At 62.6% G+C, this 12818-nt stretch carries 14 protein-coding genes and 1 pseudogene; 11 read left to right on the top strand and 4 right to left on the bottom strand.

Annotated elements, in window-relative coordinates:
• Nucleotides 1-42 precede the first annotated feature (42 nt).
• The 3 genes from ACFXNW_RS05835 to ACFXNW_RS05845 all read left to right on the top strand — a co-directional run bounded on the left by ACFXNW_RS05835 (nt 43) and on the right by ACFXNW_RS05845 (nt 2284).
• Nucleotides 43-780, top strand: a complete 738-nt coding sequence (locus ACFXNW_RS05835) for an ABC transporter ATP-binding protein (RefSeq protein ID WP_379416154.1) — start codon at nt 43-45, stop codon at nt 778-780.
• Nucleotides 780-1568, top strand: a complete 789-nt coding sequence (locus ACFXNW_RS05840) for an ABC transporter permease (RefSeq protein WP_379416156.1) — start codon at nt 780-782, stop codon at nt 1566-1568. Before ACFXNW_RS05835 ends, ACFXNW_RS05840 begins: the two co-directional genes overlap by 1 nt.
• 134 nt (nt 1569-1702) lie before the next feature.
• A complete protein-coding gene (locus tag ACFXNW_RS05845) occupies nt 1703-2284 on the top strand; it encodes a Uma2 family endonuclease (RefSeq protein ID WP_379416158.1) in 582 nt (193 codons plus the stop codon).
• 50 nt (nt 2285-2334) lie between these two features.
• Here the strand turns inward: ACFXNW_RS05845 and ACFXNW_RS05850 are convergent, their stop codons facing one another.
• Together ACFXNW_RS05850 and ACFXNW_RS05855 are read right to left on the bottom strand one after the other, a co-directional pair.
• Nucleotides 2335-2721 carry a cupin gene (locus tag ACFXNW_RS05850; protein ID WP_379416159.1) on the bottom strand — a complete coding sequence of 129 codons (387 nt, stop codon included), beginning with the start codon at nt 2719-2721 and terminating at the stop codon, nt 2335-2337.
• An 11-nt stretch (nt 2722-2732) separates the two neighbouring features.
• Nucleotides 2733-4175, bottom strand: a complete 1443-nt coding sequence (locus ACFXNW_RS05855) for an MFS transporter (RefSeq protein ID WP_379416160.1) — start codon at nt 4173-4175, stop codon at nt 2733-2735.
• A gap of 68 nt (nt 4176-4243) precedes the next feature.
• On the opposite strand from ACFXNW_RS05855, the gene ACFXNW_RS05860 reads away from it, so the two are divergent.
• A complete protein-coding gene (locus tag ACFXNW_RS05860) occupies nt 4244-4915 on the top strand; it encodes a TetR/AcrR family transcriptional regulator (protein WP_379416162.1) in 672 nt (223 codons plus the stop codon).
• 108 nt (nt 4916-5023) lie between these two features.
• Here the strand turns inward: ACFXNW_RS05860 and ACFXNW_RS05865 are convergent, their stop codons facing one another.
• On the bottom strand, nt 5024-7069 hold the full coding sequence (locus ACFXNW_RS05865) for a M13 family metallopeptidase (RefSeq protein WP_379416163.1): 2046 nt from the start codon (nt 7067-7069) through the stop codon (nt 5024-5026).
• Between the two features lie 300 nt (nt 7070-7369).
• Between ACFXNW_RS05865 and rplN the strand changes: the two genes are divergently transcribed.
• From rplN to rpsN, 7 genes and pseudogenes are all read left to right on the top strand, one after another.
• Complete coding sequence (gene rplN, locus ACFXNW_RS05870; protein ID WP_379416165.1) at nt 7370-7738, top strand: 50S ribosomal protein L14; 369 nt, start codon at nt 7370-7372, stop codon at nt 7736-7738.
• A 1-nt stretch (nt 7739) separates the two neighbouring features.
• Nucleotides 7740-8057: a 50S ribosomal protein L24 gene (gene rplX, locus ACFXNW_RS05875; protein ID WP_379416167.1), complete on the top strand. Its 318-nt coding sequence runs from the start codon at nt 7740-7742 to the stop codon at nt 8055-8057.
• 1 nt (nt 8058) lies between these two features.
• The gene (gene rplE, locus ACFXNW_RS05880; RefSeq protein WP_379416168.1) at nt 8059-8622 is read left to right on the top strand and encodes a 50S ribosomal protein L5; all 564 of its coding nucleotides are present in this window, start codon (nt 8059-8061) and stop codon (nt 8620-8622) included.
• 4 nt (nt 8623-8626) lie between these two features.
• Nucleotides 8627-8812 carry a type Z 30S ribosomal protein S14 gene (locus ACFXNW_RS05885; protein ID WP_014981705.1) on the top strand — a complete coding sequence of 62 codons (186 nt, stop codon included), beginning with the start codon at nt 8627-8629 and terminating at the stop codon, nt 8810-8812.
• Between the two features lie 331 nt (nt 8813-9143).
• Nucleotides 9144-9404 (top strand): hypothetical protein, encoded by a 261-nt coding sequence (locus tag ACFXNW_RS05890; protein ID WP_379416170.1) that lies wholly within the window; start codon nt 9144-9146, stop codon nt 9402-9404.
• Between the two features lie 2 nt (nt 9405-9406).
• Entirely contained in the window at nt 9407-9769 is a 363-nt protein-coding gene (locus ACFXNW_RS05895; RefSeq protein WP_379416171.1) for a hypothetical protein, read from the top strand.
• A 17-nt stretch (nt 9770-9786) separates the two neighbouring features.
• Nucleotides 9787-9876: pseudogene (gene rpsN, locus ACFXNW_RS05900) on the top strand (30S ribosomal protein S14); the annotation flags it as partial.
• 152 nt (nt 9877-10028) lie between these two features.
• Here the strand turns inward: rpsN and ACFXNW_RS05905 are convergent.
• Nucleotides 10029-12527, bottom strand: coding sequence for a CHAT domain-containing protein (locus tag ACFXNW_RS05905; protein ID WP_379416173.1), 2499 nt, complete (start codon nt 12525-12527; stop codon nt 10029-10031).
• Nucleotides 12528-12818 lie beyond the last annotated feature (291 nt).

The raw sequence follows: 12818 nt of genomic DNA on the forward strand, positions 1-12818 counted from the left end.
TCGTGTGTGGCATCCCCAGCAACACCTACCAGGATTTCTCTCATGATCAGCGTTCACGGCGTTTCCAAACGCTTCGGCGAGAACGTCGCCGTCGACGATGTCAGCTTCGAGGCCGAAGCGGGCTCGATCACCTATCTGCTCGGGCCCAACGGGGCAGGCAAGACCACGCTCATGCGCATGATCGCAGGCCTGACCCGGGCAAGCTCCGGTTCGGTCCGCATCAATGACAAAGGGCTGCTGGACTTCCGGGATGCGAGCGGCGAGATCGGGTTCAGTCTCGGCGCGTTCTCCCGCAATCCCAAGCACACCGCTCGACAGCATCTGCTCTGGCAGGCGCGACTGGGCGGCGTGCCTGCCGTAAATGTCGGGCGGGTGCTGGAACGGGTCGGACTCGAAACGGTGGCGCGCCGCTCGGTCGGCAAGTTCTCCTACGGCATGTTGCAGCGGCTCGGTATCGCGTCGGCGCTGCTCGGCGATCCGCGCACGCTGGTGCTCGACGAGCCGGCCAACGGTCTCGATGTCGAGGGCACGCTGTGGTTGCGTGAGCTGGTCGTCGGCCTGGCAGCAGAAGGCAAATGCCTGCTGATCGCCTCACACAATCTCACCGAAGTAGAGATCACGGGTGACCGGATCGTCGTCATGGGCAAGGGAAAAGTGCTCTCCGATACGAGCAAGGACGAACTGGTGGCCAAGGGATCCGGTCCCCGCCGCCTGGAATCGGCCTACATCGACCTCACCCGCACCAGCGTCGAATACTCTGCGGGCGGGGGTGAGCGCTGATGCTCGGCACCTACCTGGCGCGATCGGTGCGCAGTGAACTGGTCAAACTCTCCTGGCGGAATCCGCTGTGGTACACGGTCGTACCGCTGGCGATCCTGATCCCGGTACTGATCAACTTCGGTATCGCGAAGGCCACCGAGGCGCAGTCCTTCAACGGCAGCGGCGGCATGGAGACCAACAACTCGACCTACTGGATCCTGATCTTCGCGACCTTCATCCTGATGTCGGGCGGAGTGAGTTCGCTGTGCGCGGAGTTCAAGGACAAGACGGTCGAGATCGCCTTCGGCATCCAGCCGCGGCGCTGGCTGCTGCCGGTGGCCAAGCTGATCGTGTTCGGCACGATCACCGGCGTGGTCGCACTGGTGACCACCTTCCTCCTGCTCGGCGGTTTCCCGCGGATCTTCCCGGAGGTCTGGGGCAAGGTCGACGCGTTCTCCGGCGAGGGCATCCGCCTGCTGATCTGCGTGCCGGTCTTCGCCATCCTGATCTGCGCCCTCGGCCTCGGCCTGTCGGCCCTCATGCCCAAACCGGGACTTGTGGTCATGGTCGTGCTGCTGTGGAAGTTCGGCGTCGAAGTATTCGTCACCTTCATCCCCGGCGACCCTGGCATCCTGCTCCAGCGCCTGTCCCCGTTCAAGAACGGCGAACTCGGCGTCGGCCAGATGTCGACCATCAAGACCCTGTTCGGCGGCGAAACCGGTTCCCTGCTGTACTTCGGCGCGATCTGCGTCGCGATCTTCGTGATCGGCACTGTGCGGCTCGCGGTGGGGGACACGAAGACGGAGTAGTTCCGCGGCGGCGCACGCCGACCGCCCTCGTCGCCGGGCTTCTGTCCCGGCGTCTTCGGCAGCCTCGCGGTCCGGGCTGTCGCGAGGCCGCGGAGAGCTGAGCCTCGGTTGGCACCAGCCAGTAGGCTTCGGTCATGACGATCAATCCGTCGTACGACCTGCCGCATGAGATGACCGAGGAGCAGTACCGACTGTTGCCCGCGGACGTCGCCCGCGAAATCGAGGTCGTGCACGGCCACGTGATCATCTGCGAGTCACCCGTGCCCGAGCACAACCGAGTGGCACGGCGCCTAGCCGGAGCGATGGAACAGCTCCCCAGCACCGAGCCATGCGTCCGGGTCGAGACGGACATCGACATGGTCCTGTGGCGGGTGCCGAAGTTCACCTTCCGACGCCCGGATGTGATCGTCTACCGGTGCCTGCCCGAACGCGGTGCGAAACCGGAAGCCAGCGATGCACTGATCGTTGTCGAGGTGTCCTCACCATCCACGGCCGCAGAAGATCTGCTGGATAAGAAGGTCCAGTACGCCAGGGCAGGCATCCCGCTGTACCTGGTGATCAGCCTCGACCCGAAGTTCGAGATCGAGGAAGTGCGCGAGTTCCGGCTCGACGCGCATGCCGCCGAGTACCGATTGCACGGCCTGCATCGCGACGGGTTCCTCAGGTTGGAGCACGTCGTGCTCGGTGAAATCGCATTCGAGGACCTGACCCGCTAGCGGGCGGCTGCGGCCCCATTCCGCAGCCGCCGCCGGTTCAGGTGTGGTGCTTACCCCACGACGGGCTCCAGCTTGCTACCTGCGCGCACGCCTATCGACATGATGTCGCTGGGCTCGTCCAAGGTCAGCCGGTGCCAGCGGCCGCGCCCGACGATGGTCGCGGTACCTGCGGTGAGGTGCACGGTGCTCTCCGGCTCGCCGTCGCGTTCCTGCCTCAGGTGCAGGCGCAACGAGCCGGACAGGCAGCAGACAGCTTCTTCGGAGTCGGGATGCATTTCCCAGTGGTCGGCGTGCAGGTCGGCATCGGTTTCGACATGGAAGACGCCGAGGTGCCAGCCGTCCGAGCCACCGGCCATTCGGCGCTCGCCCTCGCCGACCTTGCCGTCCGGGTGGAAATACAGTGCGCGAGCGAACATATCGATCGGTGCGATGGTCATCGGGATTCCTTTCATCGGGTGACCGGCGAGAGTTCGTCGCCGGAGTTTTCGGTGGCCGCAGCGGCGCCCGTGCGCTCAGCGGGGAGCACGATCGCGGCCACTGCGGCAGCGGCGAGGAACAGCAGTGCGGCAGTGCCGAGCGCTGAGGCGTAGCCGCTGTTGAGGGCGGAGGGATCGGCCGGGTCGGTAGTTCGGCTCGCAGCCAGGGTCGCGAGCACGGCGACGCCGACGCTGCCGCCGAGCTGGCGGGAACTGTTGAACACCCCCGAGGCCATGCCCGCCTCACGACCGGTGACCCCGATCGTCGCCGCGCCGGCGACCGGCGCCAGACACAGGCCCATACCGAGCCCCGAGACGATCGACGGCCCGAGCACATCGGTCAGCACGCTGCCGTCAGGGCTGATCTGGGCGAACCAGCCGAAGCCGAGTGCGGTGACCACGCCGCCGAGGATGAGCCAGAACCGCGGCGAACGGCGCGATCCCGCCTTGGTGACGAGCACAGTTCCCGCGATCACAGTCAGCGAGAACGGCACAAAGGCGATACCGGTCGCACCCGCACTCAGGCCGAGTACCTGCTGCATGTACAGCGACATCAGGTAGAACGTGGCGAATTGACCTGCGGCGGCCAGAAATACGAAGATATTTGCCCCGCTCACCCAGCGGTTGCCGAACAGTTCCAGCCGGACAAGCGGCGACGCCGCGCGCCGTTCGACCACCAGGAAGCAGCTGAGCAGTGCCACGCCCGCGGCGAGGGTCGAACCGGTCGCCGGGGACAGCCAGCCATAGTGGTCGGTGCGGACGACGCCGACCAGCAGCAGTCCGATGCTCACGGTCGCGGTGATCGCGCCGAGGTAGTCCAGCGGTTCTCGCTCGCTCCGGCGCATATCGGGCGTCACGCCCGCCGCGACAGCGAGTAGCGCGACCGCCACGATCGGCACATTGATCAGCATGACCCAGCGCCAATCGGCGTATTCGGTCAGCAACCCGCCGAACAGCACCCCGCTCGCACCGCCCGCGGCATTGACCGCGCTCCACACCCCGAGGGCGCGCAGCCGGGCGGGTCCTTCGGCGAAGGTGGTGGTGAGCGTGGCAAGTGCGGCGGGTGCCACCGCCGCGGCGGCAACTCCCTGCACCGCCCGCGCCGCGATCAGCTGCCAGGGCTCCTGCGTCAATCCGCCCGCCGCCGAGGCGATGCCGAACACGATCAATCCGCCGGTGAAGATCCGCCGTCGCCCGAACAGATCGCACGCCTTGCCGCCGAGCAGCAGGAACCCTCCGAAGGTCAGCGCGTAAATATGCACCACCCAGGACAGATCCAGCGGCGCGAAGCCGAGATCGGTGCGGATAGCGGGCAGTGCGACATTCATTACCGCCATATCCAGGGCAACCATGAACTGTGCGACCGCGACGGCGGTCAAGGCGGCGCCGGGTCGGCCCGAGTTATTTTTATACACGTACAAAAACTAACCGCAGCGAGCGAGGCTGTCCACACCTACGGTTGTGGATAGGTCAGGATGGGGACATGCCGAAGACGTCGTCGCAGCCCGCCCGCACCGGCCGTCCGCCGAAGATCTCCCGGCAGGACATCGTCGCGGCCGCCAATGCGGTGATCGATACCGACGGCGTCGAAAAGCTGACGATGCGCAGGCTGGCCACCGAATTGGGCTGCACCGCGATGGCGCTCTACCATCACGTGCGCGATAAAGAAGATCTGCTCCGGCTGTTGCTCAACGACTACGCCGATCGGGTGGAATGGCCGCAACTGCCGGATGATCCGCGCGCACGAATCATCGTGGCCGCCACTGCCATGCGCGATGTGCTCGCCGCGCGACCGTGGATCGTCGAGATTCTCGTTGCCGACGACCTACTCGGTGTCTCTGCGCTGTGGGTGGCCGAAAGCATTGTCGCCGGTGCCATGGACTGCGGCCTGTCAGCCGATGAGGCGGTGCGCGCCTACCGGGCTATCTGGCACTACACCGCGGGGGAGATCATCATCCGGGCGCGCTCCGCCGCCCGCGCCGCTGAAGACCGCCCGACCTACCGGGAACAGATCTTTGCCGACCTCGACCCAGGGGAGCTACCGCGGTTGGCCGAGATCGGCCCCCGCTTCCTGACGCTGGCCGCCGAGGACACCTATGCGCAGGGTCTGGACGCCCTGGTCAGCGGACTGCTCCTGAACCGTTCCGTGCACTGACAGTGCTGCTACCGCACGGCCGACCGGTGCGCCGGAACCCTCGGCATATGCGGCCGCCTGCTCGATCGTCCGCGCCGGCGATGCGGCGCGGACATCGATCATCGGAACTCACAAGCTGACGCGCTGGTCCTTCGGCAGGAACAGCTCATCGCCCTCCTTCACCCCGAACGTCGTGTAGAACTCCTCGATATTGCGCACCACCTGATTGGCGCGGAATTCGTTGGGAGAGTGGGTATCGGTAGCCAGCAGCCGCTCGGTGACCTCGCGGGTCTGCATGTCGCGCCAACCACGCGCCCAGGACAGGAACATGGCGTGGTAGTCGGGATTCTCGACGCCACGGCGCTTTTCGGCGATCCGGAACGCCGCGAGCGCGATCTGTAGACCGCGCAGATCGGCCAGGTTCTCGCCGACGGTGAGTTCGCCGTTGACGTGCTGCTCGGGATCGAGGCCCTCGGGCACCAGCACGTTGTACTGGTCGATCAGCTGCTGGGTCTTGGCATCGAAGGCGGCGCGATCGGCCTCGGTCCACCAGTCGCGACGGTTGCCGTCGCCGTCGAACTTCGAACCCTGATCGTCGAAGCCGTGACCGATCTCGTGGCCGATGGTCGCACCGACGGCACCGTAATTGACCGAGGCTTCGGCGTCCTTGTCGAAGAACGGGGGCTGCAGATAGGCGGCGGGGAAGGCGATCTCATTGGTGGAGGCCATGTAATAGGCGTTCACGGTCTGCGGCGACATCGCCCATTCGGAGTCGTCGACCTTCGTGCCGAGCCGGTCCAGAGCGCGCTTGACCTCGAAATCGTTGACCGCGCGCAGTGATTCGATAAGTTTGCCTCTGGTGATAGTGAGCTTGGAGTAGTCCACCCACTTGTCCGGGTAGCCGATCTTGGGGTTGATCTTGTCCAGCTTCTCGATCGAGGCTTTCCTGGTCTCCGGTGACATCCACGTGGAGTTGGTGAAGTTGTCCCGGTAGGCGGCGAACAGGTCGTCCACCATCTCCATGGCCCGTTCCTTGGCCTCCGGCGGGAAATGCTTGTCCACGTACAGCTTGCCCAGCTGCTCGCCCAGATTCGAGTCCACCGTGCCGACCGCGGACTTCCACTGCTCGGGGCGCTCCTGGAGCCCCGCCATCAGCCTGCCGTTGAAATCGAAATTGGCGTCGGAGAACGCCTTCGGCAGGAACCGTGCGTACTGGCGCAGCAGGGTGAGCTTCAGATAGTCGCGCCACAGGGCGATATCGGTCTCGGCCCAGATCTTGCCCGCCTCGGTGACGAAGGAGGGCTGATTGACCACGATCTCGGCGAACAGGTCTTTCGGCAGGTCGAGCGTGGAGGAGGACAGCCACGGCTCCCAATCGAATTCTGTGGCGAGCGCCTTGGTCGCGTCCCAGCTCATCCGGTTGTAGGTGGCGTCGGTGTCGCGGTTGCGGACGTTGTCCCAGTGCGCGGCGGCGATCCTGGTTTCCAGATCGAGGTTGCGCTGGGCCAGGCCCGCGGGGTCGGGCAGGCCTGCCGCCGCGGCGAGGCGCTCGTTGAAGGTCCGGTACCCGGCCAGCTGCTCGGCGTACTCCGGCTTGCGGTAGTACTGCTCGCTCAACCCGATGCCGGACTGGCCGACCGAGGGAATGTAGGCGTCGGAATTCTTGCGATCGATGCTGATGCCGATCCCGATCAGCCCGCCGATCGGCAGCGCGCCCATCACCCCGGCCAGCTCGGCCTTGGTTTTCGCGCCATCGATCTCGGCGAACATCGGTTCCATCGGCGTGAGGCCGAGCTGCTCGATCTCGTCGAGGTTCATCCTGGCGTCGAACAGATCGCGGATCTGCTGCGCCTCCGAACCCGGTTCCGGGTCGGAGATGGACTCGATGATCTCGCGCAACTGCAGCTCGGTGCGGTCGTTGGCCTCGCTGATCGCGCCGAAGGCGACCTTGTCCGGCGGCAGCTGGTATTCGCGCAGCCACTTGCCGTTGACGTGTCGGTACAGATCGTCCTGCGGCCGGATCGCGGGGTCGGAGCCGGCCATATCGACCTGCTTCAGCGGCTGCGCCGCCTCGTCTTCCGAACAGGACACCAGCAATGCCGCGGCAGGCACCACCCCAAGGGCCACCAAGAACGCGCGGCGGTCCAAGACGAACGGACGACCCGACGATGTCACAGAGCTTCCTCTCCCCGATCAGACAATGCGTGCGGCCCACGTCGTCAACGATGTGAACCAGCTCGCACGAGGCTACCGGCGTCAAGCCCGGATGGCCCGGTTTGGGGATGACCTGGGCTTTCACCTACACTAGACCGGTTGCCTGCGGCAGCTGTGCCCGCAATCCGGCCGCGAACCCCCGGTGGTTGGTCCGTCAGGATCGAAGAAACCGCTGGCAGGCGCGCGTTCGGGTGGTAACGCGACCACGCCCGTCGGGTCGGAAATCCGGCGTGCTTTTACATCCAGGTCAAGGAGGCTGAAGTGATTCAGCAGGAGTCGCGACTGCGCGTCGCCGACAACACGGGAGCGAAGGAAATCCTTTGCATCCGCGTTCTCGGTGGCTCGTCGCGTCGCTATGCCGGTATCGGCGACATCATCGTCGCCACCGTGAAGGACGCCATCCCCGGCGGCAACGTCAAGCGGGGTGAAGTCGTCAAGGCCGTGATCGTGCGCACCACCAAGGAGCGCCGTCGTCCGGATGGTTCCTACATCCGTTTCGACGAGAACGCCGCCGTGCTCATCAAGGCGGACAACGATCCGCGCGGCACCCGCATCTTCGGCCCGGTCGGCCGTGAGCTGCGTGAGAAGAAGTTCATGAAGATCGTCTCGCTGGCTCCGGAGGTGCTCTGACATGAAGGTGCACAAGGGTGACACCGTGCTCGTCATCTCGGGCAAGGACAAGGGCGCCAAGGGCAAGGTCATCCAGGCCTACCCGGCGACCGAGAAGGTCCTCGTCGAGGGCGTGAACCGGATCAAGAAGCACGTCGCGAACTCCGCCAACCAGCGCGGCGCCTCCTCGGGCGGCATCGTGACCCAGGAAGCCCCGATCCACGTGTCCAACGTGATGGTCGTCGACTCCGACGGCAAGCCGACCCGTATCGGCTACCGGACCGACGACGAGACCGGCAAGCGGGTTCGGATCTCCCGTAACAACGGGAAGGACATCTGACATGACCACGACTGAAAACGTGCAGCCTCGGCTGAAGCAGCGCTACCGCGCGGAAATCAAGGACGCGCTCAACAGCGAGTTCGACTACGCCAACGTGATGCAGATCCCCGGCGTGGTGAAGGTCGTCGTGAACATGGGTGTCGGTGACGCCGCCCGCGACGCGAAGCTGATCAACGGTGCCGTCAAGGACCTCGAGCTGATCACCGGCCAGAAGCCGGAGATCCGCAAGGCCACCAAGTCCATCGCGCAGTTCAAGCTCCGTGAGGGCATGCCGATCGGCGCGAAGGTCACCCTGCGTGGCGACCGCATGTGGGAGTTCCTGGACCGCCTGGTCTCCATCGCGCTGCCGCGTATCCGCGACTTCCGTGGTCTGTCGCCGAAGCAGTTCGACGGCAACGGCAACTACACCTTCGGCCTGAGCGAGCAGTCGATGTTCCACGAGATCGACGTGGACTCCATCGACCGCCCGCGCGGTATGGACATCACCGTGGTCACCACCGCGACCAACAACGAAGAAGGCCGCGCGCTGCTCAAGCACCTCGGCTTCCCGTTCAAGGAGAACTGAGCATATGGCTAAGAAAGCACTGGTCAACAAGGCCAACGCCAAGCCGAAGTTCGCGGTCCGCGCCTACACGCGCTGCCAGCGCTGCGGCCGTCCGCACGCGGTCTACCGCAAGTTCGGCCTGTGCCGCGTGTGCCTGCGCGAAATGGCGCACCGCGGTGAGCTGCCGGGCGTGCACAAGAGCTCCTGGTGAGCGCGTACGCCTAGGCGAAAACTGAACGAGGGCATGGACTCCACGGAGTCCGTGCCCTCGTTTCGTTCGATTGCATGCCCGGGACAGCTGGAAACATGGCTCCGGAGTGATTACACGGGACGACCGACTGGCTCGGCCCCGGTTGCGCTGGCTCGGCCCCGGTTGCGTGCCCACTAGGCTCCAGGCGCGACCACTTCGCCGACCCAATCGGCGGGAACCCGGGCGGGACATCGACGCAGTTCAGGATTCGAGCTCGAACGAGGGATGTGGATCGGGAACGGGCGACTGGAATCCGGTATGAATCGCTTCATACTCTGGGTATGATTGCAGTATGAAGCGTGTGACGATCTCTGTTCCCGACGACGTAGCCGAGGCTGCTGCCGCTGCGGTGAACGCCGGAGAGTTCGCGTCGGTGTCGGCATATTTCGCCGCTGCCTCGGGCAAGCTGGGGGACTGGCTGGCCGCACGGGCCGCGCTGGACGAGATGATCACTGAAGCGGGTGGGCTCTCGGACGCGGATCGGGCAGCGGCCGCCGAGATGATGACTGAGATCGCGCGAGAACGTGCGGCTCGCAAGCAGGATGTCGCGTGATCGTGTTCGACGCGGGCGCGCTGATCGCTCTCGAGAAACGACAGGGCCCGATGCTGGCGATCATGGATCAGCTGCTCCGTAACGCCGAGGCGATAACCATCCCCTCCACGGTGCTGGCGCAAGTGTGGCGCAATGATCCTCGGCAGCATCGGCTCGCGACTGTGACCCGATGGGCCGACATCGCCGACCTCGATGTTGCCTCTGCTCGGGAGGTCGGCACGTTGCTCGCGGAGTCCGGTACGCGCGATGTGGTCGATGCGCATGTCATCGTCACTGCTCGTACGGCGCATGCCGACCGGATTATCACCAGTGATCCAGAAGATCTGACGGCATTGGATTCGACTATTCGATTGTGGACCATATAGTCGCGACTTCGGAGTTCGTCTACCGCAAGTTCGGCCTCTGCCGCGTGTGCCTGCGCGAAATGGCGCACCGCGGCGAGCTGCCGGGCGTGCACAAGAGCTCCTGGTGAGCTCACGCTGAGCGCAGTCGCCTAGGCGAAAACCGAACGAGGGCACGGACTCCAGGAGTCCGTGCCCTCGTTGCGTTCACAGCACCCGACGACCGAATACGGCTCAGCTCCTAGGACATGCTGCAGCACCGTAGGCAGTCCATAGGCCGGTTTCAGCTACGTCGAGCCGCCATGAGTGCGTAGGCACCGTGATCGTGGAAGGCCGGAAAGGCAAGCGTGTCAAGGCCCTCCAACGTGCTTGTTGATTCTGGAGGTTCAATGCCAAGTTCTGACAGCAGCGCTTTCAACTCTTCAACGGTGAGCTCTTGTAGTCGCCGTACGGCTATGAAGAAAGCACGCTCGATATCGTAGGAGCAGTCGGGTAATGACCGGTACAGAAGAAAACCGAATGTGAAAGCGACGATATCTCGAACAGGCCAGAGGGTTCCGATTACGACAGTTGTGCCAGCGTAAAAGAATGCTGATTGCAGGCTTAGGTGTTCATCCTGCCGATCGAAATTTAGCGATAGTCCAGATTGGCAGGAACTCAGGACGCAGGCGTGGAGAGTCAAATCGAGTTGAAGTATTTCGCGTGCACTCAGGCTTCCGCCATGAAGGATAACCGATGAATCCAGTGGATCGGCGCCAGCTTGGGAATGTCCGGAGAAATGGATAGCGTCCAGATTTTCAATTTCTCGGACGAGGTCTACCGAGGTCCCAGTAATGGTTGAACAATCCAGGTGCGGAAGTGAAGAGCGTATTACCGCCTCCTCCTGCTGCGCCCAGAATAGCGCCGCTGTGCCCGCCACATCATGTGCTGAGCAAATTCCAAATTTTTGAATGGATGACGAACCGGGGTGCCAGTTATTGGAACACGCCGTTAGAGAAGGGGCAACGGCAGCTCGAGTATCCATAGTTCTAGCAAGGCTTTCTAGATACACCTGCGTCGCAATAGGGAAACTTTGATAGTACCCTCCGGGTAGAATGGTTGGGTTTCGATTTCCGGTGATCGTTATGATCCACTGGGATATCGGTTTGGTCGCGTCCATAACTTTCTGGACCGCTGCTCTTGTCTTGCTTGAAGCGTTCCTCAGCTGGGTACTCAGCAAGCCATCGTAGCTGGAAAAAAGTTCGGCTAGGTTGGCGCCGGAGAGGCTCTCAAATCTTTCTCCGACTGTTGTTTCTGCGGTGCCGTCGAAGTATCGAGCGATGCAGTACGTTGCCTTCGGGCTGTGTGTTAGATGTATCCAGACTCGCTGCGGATCTGAGACTTCTGGGATCGCGCGGTATCGCGTCATCCGTCCAGATGTCAATCCACGAGATTGCTCCAAAATCTGGAAGCTCCAGTGCCAGTCTTCGCGTTCGGCGAGTTCGCACGCGATAAATCTAAATGAAACTGGATTGCGGCGAAGGAACCGCTCGATATCGCGCTCACTCCACTTGTTCCGAATGTACTGCATACTCCGGCATAGGAGTACAAGAATACGGTGGTAGGTCTCGGAATGCGCCGGACATTGACCAACGATCTTCCTTGAACGTATGAAGAACAGCTCGACCTCTCCCTGCTCGAAGGTCGAGATCAGCGTTTCCAAAAGTTGTTCGGATGGCTCTGTGTGGCCGAATATTGAGGCGCTTAGCTCGTACGCTTTCCAAATAAGATGTGCGTAGTTGCCGCTGTTGGCATTGTATCTGCTGAGTTCTGATTGTATGCGTTCGAGTACTTCGCTAGGACTAGAAAGTTCCGGGTCTATTGGCGTTGGATCTACGGGGGAATTCGCCCAGTCGGGAATTGATTCAAATCCGAAAGCGGCATGGTTTGAGTGCAATGCGTTATATATCAAAACTGGATCAGAGCCAGCGGTGTCCAGATACGGAGACGGGAGGTTGTCCAGGTTGGACAGGATCAACTTCTTGATGTTCTGCTTTCGCATCGAATCCCACCAGTCGATGAGGACCTCTGCCGTGTTCGAGAGAAAGTAATACTCGAATGATTCGCCCTGGTCGTGGCGCTGGAATACGCGCTCTGCGCTCCGAAATCGCTTGTGGGCGAGCTTCAACTTATCTGGATCGGAGTTGGCTAGCATTCGTTCACACAAACCGATATTTGCCTCACTGTACGCCCAGTCGACGGTATTCTTGCTCTTGAGCGATTTTCCTCGCTCTAGAATTTTACGGGCCCGAGCCAATTTTGCAAAACTTGGATTGTGCATCTCAAGAATGAGTAGTGAGGCATTTGTGAGCTCTATTCCAGCGGCTCCTCGGTTTCTGATCCTGAGATACTCGTCGGCGCATCGCTCAAGCAGCTCTGCGCCGCGTTTCCGGGCTTCGTCCCTATTCGGTACAATCAGATACTTGAGTATTTGCCCCAAGCGAGATTCGCACAGTATTTCATTGTCGTCGATATTGTACCTTCTGGCGATTCCGGCGCATCTACCGTACAGCTCGGACATACGAATTGCTTGCTCTGGCGTTAGGCGTGTGTCCTGTGCCGTGTCAGCGCGACGTAGTAGTCTCGCGGCTATTTCTATTGCTGAATTCTTATTCTCGAAATCCATCCTGGCGTACGTGTCTTTGTTTGTCTCGTACACCGTCATAATAACGTTGATAGTTTCTTGAGATTCGGTCGGCGCTTCGGTTGCATTCGGTGTGGGAACAGGCGTGTTGTCAAGCACTGCGTCTCCTCGTCGCGATGATTACGTTGAGCGGATGCACCTGCTGCGCGGTGTTGTGCGCGCAGGTGCCGTCTAGGTGATTCTGCGGCCTTTATCGGTCTGGAACGGCCGGGTTCGAGCAGACGAGAGCCAGCAATCGAGGGGCGCGCGCTCCGGGCCGGTCAGAGCACCCCCTCAGGGGAAGCGGTGCAAACGCTATGCCTGTACCCGTCCGCGGGCCTAGACGATGCTTGCCTGCGGAGGTGTACTCGAAGCGACGCCACCGCAGTGCGGATTGCATGGACGGATGAG

Origin of the sequence: Nocardia sp. NPDC059180 (assembly GCF_042754945.1) — a bacterium.
GTDB lineage: Bacteria > Actinomycetota > Actinomycetes > Mycobacteriales > Mycobacteriaceae > Nocardia.